Origin of the sequence: Microbacterium oxydans (assembly GCF_000956525.1) — a bacterium.
Taxonomy (GTDB): Bacteria; Actinomycetota; Actinomycetes; order Actinomycetales; family Microbacteriaceae; genus Microbacterium; species Microbacterium oxydans_A.
Genome location: NZ_JYIW01000024.1, coordinates 336,096 through 358,888, shown reverse-complemented (window position 1 = coordinate 358,888; position 22,793 = coordinate 336,096). Strand labels below are relative to the sequence as shown.

Annotated in this window: 17 protein-coding genes; 8 read left to right on the top strand and 9 right to left on the bottom strand. The window is 68.8% G+C overall.

Annotated features, from left to right (window positions below):
- Positions 1–17 precede the first annotated feature (17 nt).
- Positions 18–422 (top strand): RidA family protein, encoded by a 405-nt coding sequence (locus tag RS83_RS10140; RefSeq protein ID WP_045279364.1) that lies wholly within the window; start codon positions 18–20, stop codon positions 420–422.
- Positions 423–514: 92 nt separating this feature from the next.
- On the top strand, positions 515–2,002 hold the full coding sequence (locus RS83_RS10135) for a L,D-transpeptidase family protein (protein ID WP_082071621.1): 1,488 nt from the start codon (positions 515–517) through the stop codon (positions 2,000–2,002).
- A gap of 90 nt (positions 2,003–2,092) precedes the next feature.
- On the opposite strand, the gene RS83_RS10130 is transcribed toward RS83_RS10135, so the two are convergent.
- The gene (locus tag RS83_RS10130) at positions 2,093–4,312 is read right to left on the bottom strand and encodes an NADP-dependent isocitrate dehydrogenase (RefSeq protein ID WP_045279363.1); all 2,220 of its coding nucleotides are present in this window, start codon (positions 4,310–4,312) and stop codon (positions 2,093–2,095) included.
- Between the two features lie 168 nt (positions 4,313–4,480).
- Between RS83_RS10130 and RS83_RS10125 the strand changes: the two genes are divergently transcribed.
- The 6 genes from RS83_RS10125 to yicI all read left to right on the top strand — a co-directional run bounded on the left by RS83_RS10125 (position 4,481) and on the right by yicI (position 11,754).
- The gene (locus RS83_RS10125) at positions 4,481–4,939 is read left to right on the top strand and encodes a GNAT family N-acetyltransferase (RefSeq protein WP_045279362.1); all 459 of its coding nucleotides are present in this window, start codon (positions 4,481–4,483) and stop codon (positions 4,937–4,939) included.
- 222 nt (positions 4,940–5,161) lie between these two features.
- Positions 5,162–6,175: a LacI family DNA-binding transcriptional regulator gene (locus tag RS83_RS10120; RefSeq protein ID WP_045279361.1), complete on the top strand. Its 1,014-nt coding sequence runs from the start codon at positions 5,162–5,164 to the stop codon at positions 6,173–6,175.
- A gap of 127 nt (positions 6,176–6,302) precedes the next feature.
- On the top strand, positions 6,303–7,610 hold the full coding sequence (locus RS83_RS10115; protein ID WP_045279360.1) for an ABC transporter substrate-binding protein: 1,308 nt from the start codon (positions 6,303–6,305) through the stop codon (positions 7,608–7,610).
- A gap of 60 nt (positions 7,611–7,670) precedes the next feature.
- The gene (locus tag RS83_RS10110) at positions 7,671–8,636 is read left to right on the top strand and encodes a carbohydrate ABC transporter permease (protein WP_045279359.1); all 966 of its coding nucleotides are present in this window, start codon (positions 7,671–7,673) and stop codon (positions 8,634–8,636) included.
- Entirely contained in the window at positions 8,636–9,517 is an 882-nt protein-coding gene (locus tag RS83_RS10105) for a carbohydrate ABC transporter permease (protein WP_082071620.1), read from the top strand. The genes RS83_RS10110 and RS83_RS10105 overlap by 1 nt, the downstream gene beginning before the upstream one ends.
- Complete coding sequence (gene yicI / locus RS83_RS10100) at positions 9,517–11,754, top strand: alpha-xylosidase (RefSeq protein ID WP_045279358.1); 2,238 nt, start codon at positions 9,517–9,519, stop codon at positions 11,752–11,754. Before RS83_RS10105 ends, yicI begins: the two co-directional genes overlap by 1 nt.
- A gap of 15 nt (positions 11,755–11,769) precedes the next feature.
- On the opposite strand, the gene RS83_RS10095 is transcribed toward yicI, so the two are convergent.
- The 8 genes from RS83_RS10095 to gabT form a co-directional block, all read right to left on the bottom strand.
- Positions 11,770–12,579: a hypothetical protein gene (locus tag RS83_RS10095; RefSeq protein WP_045279357.1), complete on the bottom strand. Its 810-nt coding sequence runs from the start codon at positions 12,577–12,579 to the stop codon at positions 11,770–11,772.
- 115 nt (positions 12,580–12,694) lie between these two features.
- Positions 12,695–14,509, bottom strand: coding sequence for an ABC transporter ATP-binding protein (locus RS83_RS10090; RefSeq protein ID WP_045279356.1), 1,815 nt, complete (start codon positions 14,507–14,509; stop codon positions 12,695–12,697).
- Positions 14,506–16,467, bottom strand: coding sequence for an ABC transporter ATP-binding protein (locus RS83_RS10085; protein ID WP_045279355.1), 1,962 nt, complete (start codon positions 16,465–16,467; stop codon positions 14,506–14,508). The genes RS83_RS10090 and RS83_RS10085 overlap by 4 nt, the downstream gene beginning before the upstream one ends.
- Positions 16,468–16,753: 286 nt before the next feature.
- Positions 16,754–17,254, bottom strand: coding sequence for a methylated-DNA--[protein]-cysteine S-methyltransferase (locus tag RS83_RS10080; RefSeq protein ID WP_045279354.1), 501 nt, complete (start codon positions 17,252–17,254; stop codon positions 16,754–16,756).
- The gene (locus tag RS83_RS10075; protein WP_045279353.1) at positions 17,251–18,723 is read right to left on the bottom strand and encodes an AlkA N-terminal domain-containing protein; all 1,473 of its coding nucleotides are present in this window, start codon (positions 18,721–18,723) and stop codon (positions 17,251–17,253) included. The genes RS83_RS10080 and RS83_RS10075 overlap by 4 nt, the downstream gene beginning before the upstream one ends.
- A 94-nt stretch (positions 18,724–18,817) precedes the next feature.
- Positions 18,818–20,269, bottom strand: a complete 1,452-nt coding sequence (locus RS83_RS10070; RefSeq protein ID WP_045279352.1) for an aldehyde dehydrogenase family protein — start codon at positions 20,267–20,269, stop codon at positions 18,818–18,820.
- Positions 20,266–21,450 carry an acyl-CoA dehydrogenase family protein gene (locus RS83_RS10065; protein ID WP_045279351.1) on the bottom strand — a complete coding sequence of 395 codons (1,185 nt, stop codon included), beginning with the start codon at positions 21,448–21,450 and terminating at the stop codon, positions 20,266–20,268. The genes RS83_RS10070 and RS83_RS10065 overlap by 4 nt, the downstream gene beginning before the upstream one ends.
- On the bottom strand, positions 21,447–22,772 hold the full coding sequence (gene gabT / locus RS83_RS10060) for a 4-aminobutyrate--2-oxoglutarate transaminase (protein WP_045279350.1): 1,326 nt from the start codon (positions 22,770–22,772) through the stop codon (positions 21,447–21,449). Before gabT ends, RS83_RS10065 begins: the two co-directional genes overlap by 4 nt.
- Positions 22,773–22,793 lie beyond the last annotated feature (21 nt).

Here is a 22,793-nt window from a genome sequence, read left to right as displayed (position 1 = left end):
GCTACTAGGCTGGAATCATGACTGCGAAGACCCGCGTTTCGACCGACGCCGCCCCCGCCCCCGCCCACACGTTCTCCCAGGGCATCCGCAAGGGCCCGTTCGTGCAGGTCTCCGGCCAGGGACCCGTCGACCCGGTGACGAACGAGTACCTGTTCCCCGGCGATGTCGCAGCGCAGACGACCCGCACGCTCGAGAACGTCAAGGCGATCGTCGAGGCATCAGGCGCGACCTTCGACGACGTGGTCATGCTGCGCGTGTATCTCACGAAGCGCGAGGACTTCCCGATCATGAACGACGCATACGGCGAGTTCGTGACGGCGCACACGACGAACGGCGTGCTGCCGTCCCGCACCACGGTCTTCACCGGACTCCCCCGCGAGGAGATGCTCGTCGAGATCGACGGCATCGCGATCATCGACTGACCGGCACGGTCCGACGACCGTTGCATCCCCGTTACCTCCCATCACGTACCATTGTCAAATAGGACACGTTTGATGAACCGGGGGGTGAGTGCGTGACCGATCTGATCTCCGCGCAGAACGAGAAGACCGAATCGTTCGGCGATGACCGCGCGACGACGACTCCGCTGACGCCCGCCGAGACATCCGACGACGCGCAGCCGCCGACCGGCGACCAGCCGCTCGCCTGGGCCCCGATCGAGCCGAAGCCCAAGAAGCGGCACCTCGGCCTCTGGATCGGACTCGGACTCGGTGTCGTCGCGATCGGCGCCGGCGCGGCCTCCATGTTCCTCATCGCCCCCGGCTCCACGGTCGCCGGCATCCCGGTCGGCTTCCTCACGCCGGGCGCCGCCGCCGACGCGGTCGACGCGCAGCTCGCATCGACCGAGATCACGCTGACCGGCGCAGGCGATGGAACCGTGCTCTCCGGGGCCGACCTCGGTGCGACGATCGACGCGAAGGCGCTGGCCGACGAAGCGTTCGCCGAGCGCCCGTTCTGGAACGTCACCACCTGGATGGGTGCTGCGATCCCCGGCGAGATCACCCTCGATGCCGCCACCGCGACCAGTGCGCTGCGCGCTGCGGTCCCCAGCAGCTTCGTCGACCCGGTCGACGCCGGTGTCGTCTTCGACGCCGCGACCCAGCAGTACGTCACGACTCCCTCCGAGGCCGGAACCGGCATCGACATCGACGACCTCACCGCTGCCCTCAGCGACGCCGTCGCAGGCGGAGCGCAGACGCTCGAGTACCCCGGCGGCCCCGCCGAAGCGCTCGCTGCGGTCTCCGACGACGACGCAGCCACCACGGCCGCAGCGCTGAACACCATGCTCTCGACCGCCGGGTTCTACATCGGCGAAGAGCGCACCGTCCCTGTCACGCCCGACGTCGTGGCCAGCTGGCTGTCGGTCGTCGACGATGACGGGAAGCTGCAGATCGAGGCCGACCCCGCGGTCATCCAGTCGACCGTCGATGCGCTCCCCGGCCTCGTCGACCGGGCGCCGGTGAACGAGACGAACATCGTCGACTCAGCCGGCACCGTGCTGCGCCAGGAGCAGGTCGGCGCGAACGGTCGCGCTCTGTCCGACACCTCCGGCGTCGCCGAGGACTTCGCAGCGCAGCTGCAGACCGGCAACGGCAACTTCGCCCTCACGGTCTCCGAGACGCCGTTCGAGGTCGTCACGCTGGCGCGCCGCATCGACATCGACCTCGGCTCGCAGCGCGCGACCCTGTACGAGAACGGCAACGTCGTGCAGTCCTGGGCCGTCTCCACCGGACTTCCGGGCACCCTGACTCCGACCGGCAACTTCAAGGTCTTCGCGCACACGCGCATGCAGGACATGGGCTGCTACCCCGGTGCGCCCTACTGCACCGAGAACGTGCCGTGGATCACCTGGTTCACGACGAACATCGGATTCCACGGCACCTACTGGCACAACAACTTCGGCAACCGGATGAGCCACGGCTGCGTCAACCTGCCGGTGGATCTCGCCAAGTACGTCTACGACTGGTCGCCCGTCGGCCTCGAGGTCGCGGTGCACAACTAGCGAGACCTCACGGTCGTCGCCACAGACGCCGCAGCGCACACGACGAAGGGCGGATGCTTCGCAGCATCCGCCCTTCGTCGTGTCTCCGTGTCAGCTGAGGGCGTCGATGATCCCGTTCAGCGTGACCGACGGACGCATGATCGCAGCGACCAGTGCGGCGTCGGGACGGTAGTAGCCGCCGATCTCGACGCGCGTGCCCTGCACCGCGTTCAGCTCGCCGACGATCTTCTGCTCGTTCTCCGCGAGCGTCGCGGCGATCGGAGCGAACGCGGCTGCGAGGTCGGCATCCTTCGTCTGCTTCGCGAGCTCCTGCGCCCAGTACAGGCCCAGGTAGAAGTGGCTGCCGCGGTTGTCGATCGTGCCGAGTGCGCGTCCGGGCGAGCGGTCCTCCTCGAGGAAGGTGCCGGTCGCAGCGTCCAGCGTCTCGGCCAGCACACGTGCCTTCTCGTTGCCGGTGCGGTCTGCGAAGTGCTCGAGTGACGCCGCCAGCGCGAAGAACTCGCCGAGCGAGTCCCAGCGCAGGTAGTTCTCCTCGACCAGCTGCTGCACGTGCTTGGGCGCCGATCCGCCTGCGCCGGTCTCGAACAGTCCGCCGCCCGCGAGCAGCGGCACGATCGAGAGCATCTTGGCGCTCGTGCCGACCTCGAGGATCGGGAACAGGTCGGTCAGGTAGTCACGCAGCACGTTGCCGGTCACCGAGATGGTGTCGAGGCCGTGACGCATGCGCGCCAGCGTGTAGCGCGTGGCCTCCTCGGGGGCGAGGATCGTGAGGGTGAGTCCGTGCGTGTCGAGCAGCGCGAGGCCCTGGTGCACCTTCGCGATGATCTGCGCGTCGTGCGAGCGGTTCGCGTCGAGCCAGAACACGGCGGGTGATCCGGAGGCACGGGCACGCGTGACGGCCAGCTTGACCCAGTCCATGACTGCGATGTGCTTCGTCTGCGTCGCCCGCCAGATGTCGCCTGCGCCGACCTCGTGCTCGATCAGCGCGTTGCCCTCGCTGTCGAGCACCTGCACGACACCGGCCGCGGCGATCTCGAACGTCTTGTCGTGGCTGCCGTACTCCTCGGCCGCCTGCGCCATGAGACCGACGTTCGGCACGGTGCCGATCGTGGCCGGGTCAAGCGGGCCGTTCGCGATCACGTCGTCGAGCACCGCCTGGTAGACACCGGCGTACGACGAGTCAGGGATGACGGCGATGGTGTCGTCCTCGCTCCCGTCCTGGCCCCACAGCTTGCCGCCGTTGCGGACGAGCGCCGGCATCGATGCGTCGACGATCACGTCGCTCGGCACGTGCAGGTTGGTGATGCCCTTGTCGGAGTTGACGTAGGACAGGCGGGGCCCCTCGGCGATGGCCGTGTCGAAGGCCGCCGCGATCTCGGCACCGTCCGCGATGCTCGAGAGTCCGGAGAGGATCGACCCCAGACCGTCGTTCGGCTTGAGGCCGGCCGCGGTGAGCGTGTCGCCGTACTTCGCGAACACATCGGCGAAGAACGCCTTGACGACATGACCGAAGATGATCGGGTCGCTGACCTTCATCATCGTGGCCTTCAGGTGCACCGAGTACAGCACGTCCTCGGACTTCGCCTGCTCCAGAGTCTCGGACAGGAATGCGTCGAGCGCTGCGGCCGACAGGAAGGTCGCGTCGATGATCTCGCGCGGCAGGACCTTGAGGCCCTCCTTCAGCACGGTGACGGTGCCGTCGGTGGCCGTGTGACGGATGCTGAGCACGTCGTCGTTCGCTGCGACCCACGACTTCTCGTTCGACTTGAAGTCGTCGTGCCCCATCGTCGCGACGCGGGTCTTGGATCCCTCGGCGAACGGCTTGTTGCGGTGCGGGTGCTTCTTCGCGTAGTTCTTCACCGCCAGCGGCGCACGGCGGTCGCTGTTGCCCTCGCGCAGCACCGGGTTCACTGCGGAGCCCTTGATGCGGTCGTAGCGCGCGCGGATGTCCTTCTCCTCGAGCGACGCGGGGTCGTCGGGGAAGGAGGGGATGTCGTAGCCCTGCTGCTGCAGTTCGGCGATCGCCGCCTTCAGCTGCGGGATGGATGCCGAGATGTTCGGCAGCTTGATGATGTTCGCCTCGGGGAGCGTGGCGAGGCCGCCGAGCTCTGCGAGGGAGTCGCCCACCTGCTGTTCAGGGGTGAGCTTCTGCGGGAAGGCCGCGAGGATACGGCCGCCGAGCGAGATGTCCCGAGTCTCGAAGTCGATGCCGGCCTGGCCGCTGAAGGCCTGGACGATCGGAAGGAACGAGGCGGTGGCGAGCGCCGGTGCCTCGTCTGTGTAGGTGTAGATGATGGCGTCGTCGGTCACCGGGAGGTTCTCCGTTCACGAGGTCGATTTGTCTCGATACCAAGATACCTGAGCGGCCTCCGGCCCGCGTTCCGGGCGGTCGACGCCGCGTTCGTCCACCGTCATCCTTGCGACGGATTTCTTCACGCGATGCGTGTGCGCCCGTGCGCGAGGGGTTAGCCTGGGGTCATGTCCGAACTGCGAATGGTCGAACTCTCCGCTGCGACGATCGTCGCCGTGAACAACCTGTCGCTCAAGCCCGGGCAGGAGCAGTTCCTCGCTCCGGTGTCCTACGGCATCGCAGCGACCGTGATCAATCCCCAGACCTCCTGGCAGCGGGTCGTGCTCGACGGCGACACCGTCGTCGGGTTCGTCAGCGCCAACTTCGACGACGAGGCACCGGAGGAGCACTTCCGCTCCGTGCTGTGGCGCATCAACGTCGACGCCGACGACCAGGGACGCGGCATCGGCCGCTTCGCGGTCGAGAGCCTGATCGACGAGGCGCGCAAGCGCGGCGTCGACCACGTCGACGTCATCTACGAAGCCGGTGACGACGGGCCGGAGGCCTTCTTCCTCCGCGTCGGCTTCACCCCGGTCGGCGAGACCGAGTACTCCGAGGTCATCGCCTCGATCCGCATCGATTCCTAGGCCGGCGGCGGGGCCTCGAATCCCCTCCCCCATCGAGACCCCGTCGCCCTCCTGATCGGCGTCGCCGGTCCCGATGGCGATGCGGCACGTAGACCGTCCATCGTCGATATGTTGCCAGGAACCACAAAAAGCTTGCGCTCGCTCGTGCGGGCTGTCTATCATCGCTGAAGAGCCGGAAGCGAAGCGCTTCGACGGCAGAGACAGAGCGACGATGGAGTCCCGATGACGACGATTCACGAGGTGGCAGCGGCCGCCGGTGTGTCGATCAGCACCGTCTCCTACGCGCTGAGCGGCAAACGCCCCGTCTCGGAGAAGACGCGACGGCGGATCGAGGATGCCGCGACCTCGCTCGGCTACCAGCCGGATGCCGGCGCCCGCATGCTCGCCGGTCGGCGCACGAACATCTTCGCGCTCACCGAGCCGCTTCGCGCCGACACCCACGCCCCCACGCATATGGCCTTCGTGCTCGCGACCGCCGTGGCCGCTCGGCGCCGCGGCTACGACATCCTGCTCCTCACCGATGAGCAGACCGCCGAGGGCATGAACCGCGTCGCCGCGAGCAATCTGGTCGATGCGATCCTCGTGCTCGACGTCGCACCCGACGACGAACGGGTGGAGATCTCCCGCTCCGTCCGCACGCCGACGATCTTCATCGGCCTCCCGGACGATCAGCGCGACCTGACCTGCGTCGACCTGGACTTCGAGGCCGCAGGGCATCTCGCGGTCGACCGCCTGGCCGACGCCGGCAGCGCCCGCATCCTGCTGCTCGGCCAGACCGAGGTCTCCTATCGCAAGTCGAACTTCCCGCGCCGCCTCCTCCACGGCGTGCAGGAGCGCAGCGCCGAACGCGGCGTCGAGCTGACCTGGACGCCATCCGGCGCGCTCGTCACCGAGCCTGCCGTCGTCCGCGTGGCGATCGACACCGCACTCGACGCCGGCATCCGCGCATTCATCGTGCACGCTGCGAACGATGTGCACGAGCTCCTCCTCGGCGCGCTCGCCGAGCGAGGGCTGGCGGTGGGCGTCGACGTGTCGATCGTCTCGGCCGCCGCATCGTTCGACACCGCCATGCTTCCCACTCCGATCGACACGATCCCGCTCGTCCCGCAGGATTCGTGCGAACTCGCCGTCGAGATCGCCGTGCAGCGACTCGAGGATCCGCACCTGCCGGCGCAGATCCACCTGATCCCGCCCACCTACCGCCCAGCCGGATCGGTCGCTCCCGCACGGGAGTGACACCGGAGGGTTCCACTTCGTCGTCGCCGTTGTCGAAACGCTTCGATGATCGCTGCATCCCACAACTGAACATCCCGACCCGATGAAGTGTCCGGCCCCATGGGCCACCGAGAAAGGAGTGCCGACGATGGCACGGAACATCCGCAGGACGAAGACCCTGGCCGTCGTGGCCGCCCTCGCAGCGACGGGAGTCGTGCTGAGCGGCTGCACCGCTGGATCCGAGGGTGACAGCGGTGGCGGCGACACCCTCAAGCTCTGGCACTACGAGGGTGCGGACAGCGCCATGGGCAAGGCATGGGCCGAGGCGATCAAGATCTTCGAGAAGGAGACCGGCGCCACGGTCGAGTTCGAGGAGAAGTCGTTCGAGCAGATCCAGAAGACCGCGAGCCAGGTGCTCGACACCGACGCGGCCCCCGACCTCATGGAGTTCAACAAGGGCAATGCGACGGCGGGCTTCCTCGCATCGACCGGGCTGATCACCGACATCTCGGATGCCGTCGACGAGTACGGGTGGGCCGACAAGCTCGCACCCTCGCTGCAGACGACAGCCAAGTACTCGGAAGACGGCGTCATGGGCGGCGACACCTGGTTCGGCGTGCCGAACTACGGCGAGTTCGTCGGGGTCTACTACAACGAGAGCGCATTCGCCGAGGCCGGGCTCGCGATCCCCACCACCTATGCGGAGTTCGTCGACGTGCTCGACGCCTTCGTCGCCAAGGGCATCACCCCGCTGGCCGAGGCCGGCGCCGAATATCCGCTCGGACAGCTCTGGTACCAGCTCGCGCTCATGGAGGGCGACCGCGGCTTCGTGGACGACTACCAGCTCTACAAGAACCCGGTCGACTGGCAGGGCCCCGAGATCACCTCGGCGACCGAGACGCTGCAGGAATACGTCGACAAGGGCTACATCGCCTCCGATGTCTCGTCGGTCAAGGCGGAGGACGCCGGCGTGTCCTTCATCAACGGCACCTCGCCGATCTTCGTCTCGGGCTCCTGGTGGTTCGGACGGTTCGTCTCCGAGGCGACCGGCTTCGACTGGAGCATGACCGCGTTCCCTGGCGCCGACCTCTCGCTCGGCTCCTCGGGCAACCTCTGGGTGGTCCCGGAGAACGCAGCCAACAAGGACCTCGCGTACCAGTTCATCGACATCACGATGCGTCCGGAGATCCAGGCGATCATCGGCAACAACGGCGGTCTTCCGGTCGCCGCGGACACCGCCGACATCACGGACGAGAAGAGCGCGGCGCTCATCGAGACGTTCAACGGCGTCCTCGACGCGGACGGTCTGGCCTTCTACCCGGACTGGCCCGCCCCCGGGTTCTACGACGTGATCGTGCAGGAGCTGCAGGGCCTCATCACCGGCGTGCAGGATGCCGCGACGACCGACGCCAACCTCGGCGAGCAGTACGACGAAGGCACGGCGGACTTCCGCTGATCCGCCCTCGCGGGGCGGCGGCCACGACGGCGCCGCCCCCGCACTCTTCAGGAGTTGAACATGTCTCTCGCCACCCGCCAGCGCCGCCGCACGGCGCTCCCACCGGAACAGCCGTCGATCCCGCAGCGCAGCGGCGGCACCGGCGCCTACTGGATCTACCTGCTTCCCGGCTTCGTGCTGCTGCTGGTCATCGTCATCGTGCCGCTGATCTGGAACGTGTACCTCACCTTCACGAAGTGGAAGGGTGTGCGCACTCCGGAGTTCATCGGACTCGAGAACTGGCAGAAGCTCTTCACCGACAGCGACTTCTGGACCTCGTTCACGAACTCGGTCTGGATGATCCTCGCGATGGTCGTGGTCCCCACGATCGTCGGACTCGTCGTCGCAGCGCTCCTGTTCGACGTCGTCGGCCGCAAGTTCGGCGGCAAGGTCGGCAGCTTCCTGCGCGCCACCTACTACCTGCCGCAGATCCTGCCGATCGCGGTCGCCGGCATCGTGATCGGATGGATCGTCCGTCCAGGCGGCGACGGCGCCCTGAACCAGATCCTCGGCGCGTTCGGCATCCCCGCCTACGACTGGCTGGGACAGATGCCGTCAGCCCTGATCGTGCTGATGCTCGTCATGGTCTGGGTGCAGCTCGGCTACCCGGTGGTCGTGTTCATGGCGGCGCTGCAGCGCGTGGATCCCGAGCTCTACGAAGCGGCCGAGCTCGACGGTGCGAACTGGCTGCAGCGCTTCACCGCCATCACCATGAGCATCATCCGACCGGAGATCTTCGTGGTCACGCTGACCTGTACGATCGCCGCGCTCAAGGTGTTCGGCCCGGTCTACATCATCACCCGCGGCGGACCCGCCGGTGCAACCCTGGTACCCGCCTACTACGCCTATCAGGAGTTCTTCACGAAGCGGAACGTGGGCTACGGCGCCACGATCGCCACCGTGCTGACGATCGTCGTCGTCATCGTGTCGATCATCTTCATCCGCGTCCAGAACTCGCTCGAGCGCAAGGAAAGGGCGGGGCTGTGATGCACGCCACCACTGCCATCGTCACCCCGGGGAAGACGCGTCCTCGCGGCGGCATGACCAAGAAGCGGCCGATCGACTGGCTGCTGCTCGCGCTCGTCGTGGTCGGCGCGCTGCTCATCATCGCGCCGTTCTACCTCGTGCTCGTGAACTCGTTCAAGTCGCCCGTCGACTACGCGACCTCCGGGCCGCTCGCGTTCCCCGAGACGCTCGACTTCGGCGGCATCATCAAGTTCTGGGAGCGCGTGAACTTCCCGGAGAAGGTCTGGAACTCGATCTTCATCGCCGGCATCGTCTCGGTGCTCGCGGTCGTGATCTCGATGCTCAACGCCTTCGCGATCGGGATCGGCCGAGTGCGAGGGCGCTCCTGGATCGTGCTGCTGTTCCTGCTCGCCAACCTGCTGCCGCAGGAGGCGCTGCTCTACCCGCTGTACTACATGTTCAAATCGGTCGGCCTGTACGACAACGTGTGGGCGGTGATCATCGTGTTCACGGTGATCCAGGCGGCGTTCGGCACCTACCTGCTCTCCTCCGTCTACGGCACCTTCCCGAAGGAGATCCTCGAAGCGGCATCGCTCGACGGCGCCAGCCGGTGGCAGATCCTCTGGCGTGTGGTCTTCCCGATCAGTCGCCCGACGCTCTCGGTGCTGCTCATCTTCTTCTTCATCTGGACGTGGAACGAGTTCCTCATCCCGCTGACGTTCCTCGCCTCGAACGCCAATCAGACCGTCCCGGTCGCGATCAGCGTGCTGCAGGGCGACCGCCTGATGGACGTCACCACGACGAGCGCGTCCGCACTGCTCGGCATCATCCCCACGCTCATCTTCTTCCTCATCTTCCAGCGCACGCTCACGCGTGGCATCACGGCAGGAGCAGTCAAGTAATGAAGTTCACCGACGGGTTCTGGCAGCTGCGTCCCGGCGTCACCGCGCTGTACGCGCAGGAAGCGTACGACATCGCGGAGACCACCGACACCCCCGACGGCCCAGGTCTGATCATCACCGCGCCGACCATGGCGATCGCCAAGCGCGGCGACGTCCTCAATCGGCCGGTGCTGACAACGACCCTCTCCTCCCCCGCCGAGGGCGTCATCCGCGTGCGCATCGCGCATCACACCGGCGGACGAAGGCATGACGGGTTCCGGCTGCCGGGCGCCGGCGAGACCGGAGCATCAGTCTCGGTGTCGCAGACCGGTGGGGTGCTGGACGCCGGCGCGCTCGTGGCCAGGATCGCCCCCGGTGCGCCGTGGGACCTCTCGTTCGAGGTCGACGGTCGGCGGGTGACCGGCAGCGGCGGCAAGGCGCAGGGCTGCATCCAGCTCGCCCCAGGCGCACAGGTGGATCCCGGCGTCGTCGACAACGCACGGCAGGGCGGCGGCGGCGCGCCGACGGCATCCGTGTTCATGCACGAGCAGCTGGATCTCGGCGTCGGCGAGCTGATCTACGGCCTCGGCGAGCGCTTCGGCCCGCTGGTCAAGAACGGGCAGTCCGTCGAGGTGTGGAACGCCGACGGCGGCACGTCTTCCGAGCAGGCGTACAAGAACGTCCCGTTCCACCTCTCGAACCGCGGGTACGGCGTGCTCGTGAACGACCCTGGCCACGTCTCGTACGAGATCGGGTCGGAGGCCGTGGAGCGCGTGCAGTTCTCGGTCTCGGGCGAGGTGCTCGAGTACTTCGTGATCGCGGGTCCGACGCCCAAGGAGGTCCTGGGCCGATACACCGCGCTGACCGGACGACCACCGGTCGTGCCGGCCTGGTCGTACGGGCTCTGGCTGTCGACCAGCTTCACCACCGACTACGACGAGCAGACCGTGAACTCGTTCATCAATGAGATGGCCGCGCGCGAGCTGCCGGTGTCGGTCTTCCACTTCGACTGCTTCTGGATGCGCGAGTTCAACTGGTGCGACTTCGAGTGGGACCCTCGGGTCTTCCCCGATCCGGAGGGGATGCTCGCGCGCCTGCACGACAAGGATCTCCGCGTCTGCGTGTGGATCAACCCCTACATCGCGCAGCGCTCGCCGCTGTTCCGTGAGGCCGCGGATCAGGGCTTCCTGGTGCAGCGGGCTGACGGCTCGGTGTGGCAGTGGGACCTCTGGCAGGCGGGCATGGGGCTCGTCGACTTCACGAATCCTGACGCCACAGCCTGGTACCAGGGGCATCTGCGCCGACTGATCGCGCAGGGGGTCGACTGCTTCAAGACAGACTTCGGCGAGCGCATCCCGACCGACGTGGTGTGGGCCGACGGCGCCGACCCCGAACGCATGCACAACCGCTACACCGACCTGTACAACCGTGCGGTGTTCGAGGTGCTCACCGACGCCCGTGGCGATGGCGATGCGGTGCTGTTCGCGCGGTCGGCGACAGCCGGCGGGCAGAGCATGCCGGTGCACTGGGGCGGCGACTCGACCTCGACGTTCGCCTCGATGGCCGAGACGCTGCGTGGTGGCCTGTCGCTCGCGTTGAGCGGCTTCGCGTTCTGGAGTCACGACATCGGCGGCTTCGAGGGCACACCGGATGCCGCGGTGTTCAAGCGCTGGACGGCCTTCGGCCTGCTCGGCTCGCACTCGCGCTTCCACGGTTCGAGCTCATACCGGGTGCCGTGGGCGTTCGACGAGGAGGCGGTCGAGGTCACACGTCGCTTCACGCACCTGAAGATGCGGCTCATGCCGTACCTGTACCAGCAGGGACTGGATGCGGCGGCGACCGGCGTGCCGGTGATGCGGCCGATGGCACTCGAGTTCCCCGACGATCCGGCGGCCGCATATCTCGACCGGCAGTACATGCTCGGCTCGAGCGTGCTCGTCGCCCCGGTGTTCTCGGCCGAAGGCACGGTCGACTTCTACCTGCCGCCTGGCGAGTGGACCTCGCTGCTCACAGGAGACACCGTCACCGGCGGCTCCTGGCGGAGCGAGACGCACGACTTCGACTCGCTGCCGCTCTACGTCCGCCCGGGCACCGCACTCCCCTGGGGCGCCCGTGTCGACGGCCCGGAGTACGACTACCACGACTGCCTGCGGTTGCGTGTCTTCCCCGGCGGCACCGGCACAGCCGACGTGACCGTCACCAGCCCCGATGGCCGCAGCGAGACCTACCGCGTCGACCTCGAGGAGATCACGGGGTGACCGGGGCGCCGGCGCCTAGCGTTCGTCGTCGCGGTTCCTGCGGCCGCGGGTGCTCCACGCGGTGAACGCAGATGCTGCGGCACCCGCAGCGCGGTCGATGGCCTCGGCGGATCGGGACAGCGCCTCCTGCGCGGCATCCTGCCACCCCGGCCCTGCGGGCGCCTCGCCGGCCTTCACCCGCGCGCTGTGCTCGGCGACGTCGAGGGCCCTGGCGAGCTGTGCGACGCCGTCGCGGTACGCGGCGAACTCGGCCGGCGTCGGGCGGTCGCCGGCCTCCCGGCGCAGATCGGTCGCGCGGCCGGCCGCACGCAGGTAGGCGGCCGTCTCCGGCTGCTTCACGTCGGTCATGGCCGGGTACGCGATCTGGCTGGCGGGATCGGTCTCGTAGTGCATCCATCGCACGACGATCGCGTCGTGCTCAGCGCGCAGCCGCTCCAGCGGGCGCGGGGCGGATGCCGCGGGGATCGCCGCCCTCGCTGCCTGCAGGCGGGCCCGTCGAGCGCGGATATCGGCGGTCGCGGCCTTCACGTTGCGCTCGGCATCGCGCAGCATCCGGCGGGCACTCGCGAGCTGCTCCGGCGTCGCACGACGCGCCGCACGTTCAGCGGACACGTGCGCGAGGTCGGCCTTCGCGATCTTCACGTCCGCTCGTTTCTCGGCGATCCCTGACTGCGCGAGCTTCAGGTCATGGCGGGCCGCGTCGACCGCGAGTCGTCGCCCGCTCCGTCTCGTCCGCCGCCGGACCCCGATCGCTCCGGCAGTGACGCCGCCCGCCGCGACGGGCGCGAGCCACCACCACTCGGCCAGCAGCATCAACGGGTCCATGCTTCGATGCTACCCAGCGCATCGCCACCGCGCTCCGGGCCGGGCGGCTCCGGTCGCAGAAACGGCCGCCTCCCGCGCGGGAAGACGACCGTTTCTGCGACCGGAGCGTGCCGGGTCAGACCAGCGTCTCCTGCCATGCCGCGTGCAGCTGCGCGAACTTGCCGGTGCCGCCGATCAGGGCAGCGGGGGTGTCGTCCTCGATGATCCGGCCGTGCTCCATCACCAGCACCCGGTCGGCGATCGCGACCGTCGAGAGACGGTGCGCGATGATGATCGCCGTGCGGTCTGCGAGCAGGGTCTGCAGCGCGTCCTGGATCAGCCGCTCCGAGGGGATGTCGAGCGACGCCGTGGCCTCGTCGAGGATCAGCACCGCGGGGTCGGCGAGGAACGCCCGAGCGAACGAGATCAGCTGACGCTGCCCCGCCGACACTCGACCGCCGCGCTTGTTCACATCGGAGTCGTACCCGTCGGGCAACGCCGAGATGAACTCGTCGGCGCCCACCGCACGCGCGGCCGACTTGATCTCGTCGAGGGTCGCGTCCGGCTTGCCGAGGGCGATGTTGTCGGCCACCGTGCCGCTGAACAGGTAGGCCTCCTGCGTCACCATCACGATGGCGCGGCGGAGATCCTTCGGATGCAGCGACCGCAGATCGATGCCGTCGAGGGTGACGCTGCCGATCGAAGGGTCGTAGAAGCGCGAGATGAGCTTCGCCAGCGTGGACTTGCCCGCGCCGGTGGTCCCGACGAGTGCGATCGTCTGCCCTGCCGGGATGTCGAGCGAGAAGTTCGGCAGGATCGTCTTCTCCCCCGAATACCCGAAGGTCACCTCGTCGAAGCGGACGTGACCGCGAGCCTCCCACAGGTCGATCGGCTTCTCGGGGTCCGGCACGGTCGGCCGCTCCTCGAGCACACCCGACACCTTCTCCAGCGCGGCCGTTGCCGACTGGTAGGAGTTCAGGAACATCGCGATCTCCTGCATCGGCGCGAAGAAGTTGCGCACGTACAGCACAGCCGACAGCAGCACGCCGACCGTGAGCGCTCCGGTCGAGACACGGATGCCGCCCCACAGCACCACGAGGCCGAGGGTCAGGGCGGCGACGCCCATGAGTCCCGGCTCGAACGTGCCGAACAGCAGCATCGAACGACGGTTCACATCGCGGTAGTCGCCGGCGACGTCCTGGAAGACCACGTCGTTGCGCGGCTCCTTGCGGAACGCCTTCACGGCCCGGATGCCCGTCATCGTCTCGACGAACTGCACGATGACCTTGGCGCTGATCACGCGCGACTCACGGTAGACGAGCTGCGACCGCGAGTAGAACCAGCGCATCAGCAGCACGAGCGGCACTCCGGCCAGCGCCAGGATCACGCCCGACTGCCAGTCCCAGACCAGCAGCGCGATGAACGTGAAGGCGCCGAAGAGCACCCCCGAGACGAGGTTGTTGAGGCCGCCGTCGAGCAGCTCGCGGATCGAGTCGAGGTCACTGGTCTGGCGCGAGATGATGCGGCCGGAGGTGTACGACTCATGGAACTCGAGGCTCAGTCGCTGCGTGTGCAGGAAGATGCGCTTGCGGAGATCGATCAGGATCGCCTGCGTGATGCGGGCGGCGATGATGACGTACCAGGCGATCAGCGCAGCCGCAGCGGCACCGGCGAACAGGTAGATGCCGCCGATCATGAACGTCGGCATCCAGTCGGCCCGATCGAGCACTGCGGGGAGCGCCCGGTCGATGCCGATGCTGATCAGGATCGGACCTGCCACCTGGAGCGCGGTCGAGATGACCAGCACGACGGCCGCGACGATGACCTGCGGGCGCAGCGGACGGATCAACGACCCGAGCAGACGCAACGAACGGCGACGGATCGCCCTGCTCTCCTCGCGGGTATAGGTGGAGCGGTCCTCGTCCTGGGTACCGGTGATCGTGGAGCTCATGCCTGCACCTCCTTCTCGGTGATTCGTGCGTCGTCGTCGGGTCCGCCATCCGCTCCCTGGGTTGCTGAGCCATCCGCTCCCTGGGTTGCTGAGCCATCCGCTCCCTGGGTTGCTGAGCTTGTCGAAGCATCCCGGATGATCGGGATCGCACCCGTGCGTGCGGCTTCCTCCGCCTCGAGGCTGGAGATGACGTAGCGGTAGTGCCGGCTCGTGCGCAGCAGCTCGCTGTGCGTGCCCACCGCGGTGATCCGGCCCGCCTCCAGCAGCGCGACGCGGTCGGCGAGCGCGACGGTCGAGGGTCGGTGCGCGACGATCATCGCGGTCGTCTCCGCGAGCACGCGGCGCAGTGCCTCCTCGACGAGTGCCTCGGTGTCGACGTCGAGCGCCGACAGCGGGTCGTCGAGCACGAGCACCTTGGGGGCGGCGGCGACCGCACGCGCGAGCGCGAGCCGCTGACGCTGACCGCCGGAGAGGCTCAGCCCCTCCTCGCCGATGATCGTCTCGACGCCGTCGGGCAGCGCGTCGACGAACGACGCCTGTGCGACCTCCAGCGCTTCGCGCATCACACGCTCGGCCTCAGGGCTGTGCACGTCGAGCTCGGCGCGGCCGAGCAGGACGTTCTCGCGGACGGATGCCGAGAACAGCGTCGCGTCCTCGAACGCCATGGCGATGTGCTGACGAAGCTCCGACAGCGGCAGGTCGCGCACGTCGACGCCGTCGAGCGTGACCCGACCTCCGGTGACGTCGTACAGACGAGTGGGGAGTGTGGTGAGCGTGGTCTTGCCGCTGCCGGTCAGGCCGACGAGCGCCATGGTCTCCCCCGGCCGCAGCACCAGGTCGATGCCGTCGAGCAGATCACGCTCGTGCGAACCGGCGTCCTGGTAGCGGAAGTGCGCGTTCTCGAACGCGAGCTCGCCACGCGGCTCCGCGATGTGCACCGGGTGCTCCGGGTCGGTGATGGAGTTCGTCTCCGAGAAGATGTCGAACACGCGGTCGGTCGCCGTCCTGGCGTCGAGCATGAACGAGAACAGGAACCCGATCGACTCGATCGGCCAGCGCAGCACCACGGCCATCGCGAAGAACGCGAACAGCTGGGCCTCGTCGATCTGGCCCTGCGAGATCAACCAGATGCCGGACATCAGGCTGAGCCCGAAGGCGATCTGCGGCATCAGGTCGAGCCAGAACCAGATCGAGGCGACAGCGCCGGCCTTGCTCATCTCGGTCTCGCGCAGCGTCTCGGCCTGACGGCTGAAGCGGCTGAGCGCGTGCTTTCCGCGACCGAACGCCTTGAGCACCCGGATGCCGTGCACGCTCTCCTCGACGCTGGTCGCGAGGTCGCCGGCCTGGTCCTGGCTGCGACGAGTGAGCGCGCCGTAGCGCTTCTCGAACAGGTACCCGCGGATCCACAGCGGGATCGCGGTCACGAGGAAGATGGTGCCGAGCAGCCAGTGCCAGCGGAAGAGCAGTACCGAGCCGATGATGATCGTCAGCACGTTCACGACGAGCAGCACGAGGCCGAACGCGAGCCAGCGCCGGATGAGACCGATGTCCTGCATCATGCGGCTGAGCAGCTGCCCCGACTGCCAACGGTCGTGGAACGACACGGGCAGCGTCTGCAGGCGCGAGTAGAGCGTCGTGCGCATCTGGTACTCGACCTCGGTGGCCGGGTTCAGCACGAACTGACGACGAAGCCACACCATCACGGCCTCACCGAGGGCGAGGGCGAAGACGACGAGCGCGCCGACGACGATCGCGCTGATCTCGCCGGACTGCACCGGTCCGGCCATGATCTGCTCGAGGACGATCGGGATCATCAGGGCGATGATCGCGGCGATGAGCGCGCTGGCCGCGCCGCCGGCGAGTCGCCAGATGACCGGCTTCACGAAGGGCTTGAGCCGCCACAGTGCGGCGGGGGTGGACAGGGAGGCGTTGTTCTGCGGGGAAGGCGAGGAAGACATGTCTCTCAGATGCGTTTCGTATGGCGTGCGGTGAAGAACAGACGGATGCGAGAGCGGGCCGAGCGGCCCGGCATCCGGAGCGGGCGCGTGGAGACGCGCGGCGTGGCTCTAAGGGTGCGTGCGCACCGGGGTCGAGCCGAGAGCTGCGATCGTCGCGACGGAGATCGTGGTCATGGTGTCCTCCTCAGGGCCTCGGCTGCGTCGCCCGGTCGGCGCGACAGCCCACCAGCCTATGTCTGTGAACCAGCTGAACGCAAGAGGCATTCCCGATCCGCACGCATCGGCCTCATCCCTGCGCTGCCACCTCCCGCGCGAGCAGGCTGTCCTTGACCTCGACGCCCCAGGCGAATCCACCGAGCGTGCCGTCGGTTCGGAGCACCCGGTGGCACGGCACGAACAGCGCCGGCGCATTCCGCGCACAGATCGAGGCGGCCGCGCGAACCGCACGGGGGTTGCCGAGCCGTGCGGCGAACGCGGTGTACGTGAGCGGGTCGCCCGGAGCGATGCCGCGCAGCGCCGCCCACCCGGCGAGCTGCAGCGCCGTGCCCCGCTGGTGCACGGCGACCGTGTCGATGGCGGTGATGTCTCCGGCGTAGAACGCGGCGACGGCCGCCGCGGCATCCGTGTCGCCCTCGCGGAGCTGCTCCGGTCGGAGGGCCGCAGCCAGGCGTGCGAGGATGCGCTCGACGTCATCGGTCCACCCCGATGCGAGCACGCGCTGCCGGTCGTCGGTGAGGATCGTGAAGGCCCCGTCCGGGGTGTCGACGGTCTGGATGATGGCGGTCATGCTGGCTCCTTCGAGAGTCGTGGTCGGCGCACGGGAGCCGCGCGCCAGAGGTGGGCGCTGAGGTAGCTGCGCCATGGCGCAGTGCGCTCGGCCCAGGCGGTCAGCGGAGCGGGTTCGCCAGGAAGACCGGACGCCGCGGCGCCGGCGCGCATGGCGACGTCGCCGGGGAGCAGGATGTCCGGGTCGCCGAGCACGCGCATGCGCACGTAGTCCGCCGTCCACGGGCCGATGCCCGGCATGGCGAGCAGCGCGGCCCGCTGTTCGGCGCCGTCGTCGCCGACCGTGAGCGTGAGCGACCCGTCGGCGAGCGCGGCGGCGGCTCCCGTGATCGCCCTGATCCGAGCGGCGGGGCCGCGCAGCACCTCGGCGCCGCGCTCGGCGATGGCCGCCATGGTCGGGAACAGCAGTCCGTCTTCGGTCCGCTCCCCCAGTGCCTCGGCGAGCGCGGAGAGCGCCGTGCGTGCGGCGACGACCGTGATCTGCTGCCCGACCATGGCCCGGATCAGCATCTCGTGCGGGTCGGCTGATCCTGGCACCCTGATGCCGGGCGTCTGCGCGACGAGCGGCGCGAGCTCTGGGTGGGCCGACAGCGCCTCGTCGATCGCCTGCGGATCGGCGTCGAGGTCGAAGATGCGCCGCACCGTGGAGACCAGCGGGGCGAGGTCGGCGAGATGCGTCACCCGTGCGCGCAGGTGCAGCCGTTCCGCGGCATCCTGTCGCACCTCGAACCATGCAGGGCCGCCGGACAACCGCAGGTGTCGCGCGAACGAGGTCGGCGTGGTCTGCTCGACGCCGGGCAGGGCGCGTGCCTGCATCCACGCGAAGATGCCGCTCGCATCGAGCGGTCCTCGGTACGGCAGCACCAGGTCGATCGCTCCCGGTGCCACGGATGCATCGGTGCGGCGCCGAGCTCTGAGCTCGCCCGGGGCGAGGCCGAACACCTCGCGGATCGTCTCGTTCGCCTGGCGGATGCTGGCGAAGCCGGCCGCGTAGGCGACGTCGGAGATCGGCATGTCGGTGCCGACCAGCAGCATGCGAGCCGTGTGCGCGCGGTGCGCCCGCGCGAGCGCGAGGGGACCAGCGCCGAGCTCACCGGCGAGCAGCCGCGTGAGGTGCCGTGGCGAGTAGCCGAGTCGGGCGGCCAGCCCTGGCACGCCCTCGCGCGCGACGACCCCGGAGGAGATCAGGCGCATCGCGCGAGCCGCCGTATCGCCCCGCACATCCCACGCCGGTGAACCGGGCGCCGCCTCCGGCAGGCACCGCTTGCAGGCGCGGTACCCGGCCTCGTGGGCGGCCGCGCTCGTGGGGTAGAAGGTGACGTTCTGCGGCTTCGGTGTGCGGGCGGGGCAGCTCGGCCGGCAGTAGATGCCGGTCGAGCTGACCGCCGTGACGAACTGCCCGTCGAAGCGGGTGTCGCGGGCGCTGATCGCGCGGTATCGCTCGTCGAAGTCGGTCACCGGGAGGCTCATGTCTCAACCCTGCCACGCACCCCCGACACCGGCTGGCGGAAATCGGACATCACGATGGCGCGACGACCGGGGTGCGATGGCGGGGCGGATCCCCTCAACCGCGCAGGTAGACCGTCGCCGTCTCGGTGAAGAACTCGCGAGCCGCCGCGCCCTGCTCCTTGGGGCCGAGCGCACTCGCTCCGGTGCCGCCGAACGGCACATGCAGATCGGCGCCGGCCGACGCGGAGTTGATGTGCACGACACCGACACGGATGTCCTCGATCGCACTGAGGGCATCCGCGAGCCCGGTCGTGAACACCGCTGTGGAGAGGCCGTACTCGCTGTCGTTCACGAGCGCGATGCCCTCGGCGGTCGACGAGACGCGCCTGACGCCGACGACCGGCCCGAACAGTTCCTCGTTCCACAGCTCGCCGGGATCGGACTCGTCGAGCTCGAAGATCGACGGCGGGATGAAGTAGCCATCGGCGAGGGTGCCACTCGCGTACGGCTCGGGCGCGAACACCGGCCGCGCCGATGACGCGCGGGCACGAACGAGGGCGGCTGCCACACGGTCGTACGCACCGGCATCGACCACCGGCCCCATCTCGTTCTTCGGATCGGTGGCGTCGCCGACGCTGATCGCCTCGGCGCGGATCGCCAATCGGCGCAGGAACTCGTCGGCCACCGCCTCGTGCACGATGACCCGCGAGGTCGCCGTGCACTTCTGCCCTGCCGCACGGAAGGCGCCGAGCGCCACCTGCTCCACGGCGAGGTCGAGGTCGGCATCCGCCAGCACGAGCGAGGCGTTCTTGCCGCCGAGCTCGCCCTGGAACGGGATGCCGCGGGCCGCCAGTTGTGCCGCGATGATGCGCCCGACGCGGGTGGAACCGGTGAAGGTGACGGCATCGACCTCGGCGTGCGAGACGATCGCCTCGCCGACCGATGGCGCGCCGTTCACGAGGTTCAGCACGCCGGCAGGCAGCCCTGCACGCTCCAGCGCCTCGGCGAATCGCATCGCGAGCAGCGGGACGAAGGTCGCCGGCTTCCACACGACCGTGTTGCCCCAGACCAGCGCGGGCGCCAGCTTCCACGCCGGGATCGAGATCGGGAAGTTGAACGGGGTGATCGCGCCGACCACGCCGACGGCGCGACGGATGACGAGGATGCGCTCCCCCTGGGTCGGCGACTCGAACACGCCACCGCTCTGCCGTTCGACCTCCTGCGCGTGGAACCGCAGGATGTTCGCGGAGTGCCCCGTCTCGGCGACCGCCTCGACCAGAGTCTTGCCCTCTTCACGGGCCAGCTCGGCACCCCACTCGTCGCGGTGCTCGTCGATGATGTCGGCAGCGCGCAGCAGGATCGCCGCGCGAGCGCGGGCCGGCGTCCTCCGCCAGCCCTCGAACGCGCGGCGCGCGGCGGTGAACGCCCGGTCGACGTCGTCGGCTGACGCACCGCGCCCCGTGCCGACGATGTCGGACGGACGGCTCGGGTTGACGTCGACGAACTCCTCGCCGCTGCCGTCCCGCCAGGCGCCGTCGATGAAGTGACGCAGCTGGAACTCGGTCATGATGCTCCCTCGATGGTGGTGCCGCGGAATGCGGAGAACCCGGTGATGTGCGCGCCGAGGATGAGCGTGTGGATCTCATCCGTCCCCTCGTAGGTGCGGACGGACTCCAGGTTCGCCGCGTGCCGGAGCGGCGAGTAGTCGCCGGAGACGCCGTTGCCGCCGAGGATCGTCCGTGCCTCGCGGGCGATGGCGATCGCGGCTCTCGTGTTGCTGAGCTTCGCGACCGAGATCTGGTGCGGCTGCACCGTGCCGGCATCCTTCAGCCGCCCGAGTCGCAGGGCGAGCAACTGTGCCTTCTCGATCTCGACGGCCATGTCGACGAGCTTCTGCTGCGTGAGCTGGAACGCGCCGATCGGCTGATTGAACTGCATCCGCGTGCGGGAGTACTCCAGCGCGGTGCCGTAGCTGTCGCGGGCGGCACCGATCACGCCCCAGCCGATGCCGTACCGCGCCTCGTTCAGGCAGGAGAACGGGGCACGCAGGCCACGGGCCTCCGGCAGCAGCGCGTCTGCGGGCAGCCGCACGTCGGTCAGCGCGATGTCGCACTGGATCGAGGCGCGCATCGACAGCTTCGGGGCGATCGGGGTCGCAACGAATCCCTCGGTCTCGGTCGGCACGATGAATCCGCGCACGCCGTCCTCGGTCTGCGCCCAGATGATCGCGACCTGGGCGATCGAGGCGAGTCCGATCCAGCGCTTCGCGCCGTTGAGCACCCAGCCGTCGCCCTCGCGGCGCGCGAACGTCGTCATGCTCGACGGGTCGGAGCCGGAGTTGGGTTCGGTGAGCCCGAAGCATCCGATGACCTCTCCGCGTGCCATCCGCGGGAGCCACTCCTGCTTCTGCGCCTCACTTCCGTGCTTGTGGATCGCGCTCATCGCGAGCGACCCCTGCACCGACACGAAGGTGCGAAGGCCGGAATCGCCCGCTTCGAGCTCCATCGCTGCGAGTCCGTACTCGACGGCGCTTCGCCCTGCGCAGCCGTATCCGCTGAGATGCATGCCGAGCAGGCCGAGCTCGGCGAGTTCGGGGACGAGCTCGACCGGGAAGATCGCCCGGTCGTACCAGTCGGCGATGTTCGGGCGGATGCGGGCGTCGACGAACTCGCGCACGCGATCCCGCGTGGCCCGCTCGTCGTCGGTGAGGAGCTCGTCGAAGTCGAGCAGGTCGGGAACGGCGTTCATGCTGCTGCCTCCTCGGCGGCGATGGATCGGATGGAGGTCGCGAGGATCCGCAGGCCGGTCTCGAGCACCGCCTCCTCGATCACGAGCGGCGGCAGCAGTCGGATGACGTTGCCGTACGTGCCGCACGTGAGCGTGAGCACGCCCGCAGCGTGACAGGCCGCGGAGATCTGCTGGGCCAGGTCGGCCCGCGGCGCGAGGGTCACCGGATCGGCGAACTCGACGGCCATCATCGCCCCGCGGCCGCGGACCTCGGCCACGGCGCCGATCTCGTCGAGCAGCGGCTCGAGGTGGTCGCGGATCGCCCGCTCGATGCGCTGCACCCGCGGCAGCAGCGCTGGATCCTCGAGGATCTCGAACACCGCGAGTGCCGCAGCGCACGCCAGCGGGTTTCCTGCATAGGTGCCGCCGAGTCCACCGGCGTGGGCGGCGTCCATGATCTCCGCACGCCCGGTGACGGCGCTCAGCGGAAGCCCGCCGCCGAGAGCCTTGGCGGTCAGCGTGAGGTCGCCGGCGATGCCCTCGTACTCGCTTGCGAAGAGTCGTCCGGTTCGACCGAGCCCTGACTGGATCTCGTCGATCACGAGCACGATGCCGTACCGATCGGCGAGCTCGCGCAGGCCGACGAGGAATCCGGGCGCAGGCACCACGAAGCCGCCTTCGCCCTGGATCGGTTCGACCACGAGGGCTGCGAAGTGGTCGGCTCCGTGCGTGACGACGAGCTGTTCGAGCTCGGCGAGGGCGGCCTCTGCGGCACCGCCACGCAGCGGGTTGGCGTTCGGCCCTCGCACCACGTCGTGCGGGAACGGGCCGAAGGACGTCTTGTACGGATGCTCCTTCGCCGTCATGGCGAGCGTGAGCAGCGAACGCCCGTGGTAGCCCTCGTCGATCACGAGCACTCCAGGACGACCGGTGTGCGCTCTGGCGATCTTCACCGCGTTCTCGACCGCCTCGGCGCCGGTGCTGAACAGCGCGGTGCGCTTCTCGAAGTCGCCTGGCGTGTGCGCGTTCAGCCACTCGGCGACGCGCACGAACCCTTCGTACTCGGTCACCATGAAGCAGGTGTGCGTGAACAGGTCGAGCTGCGCGGCAACGTGCTCGCGCACCACCGGGTTCGCAGCCCCCACGCTGGTGACGGCGATGCCGGACGCGAGATCGATGAACGTGTTGCCGTCGACGTCTTCCAGGGTCGAGGTGCCGGCGCTGGCCACGAAGACCGGCAGCGTGATGCCGAACCCGGATGCCACGGCGGCCAGGCGTTGGGCGTGGAGTGCACGCGATCGGGGTCCGGGGATCTCGGTGCGCAGGTGCGGGACAGTCGTCATGTGCTCGAGGCTAGAAGCTCG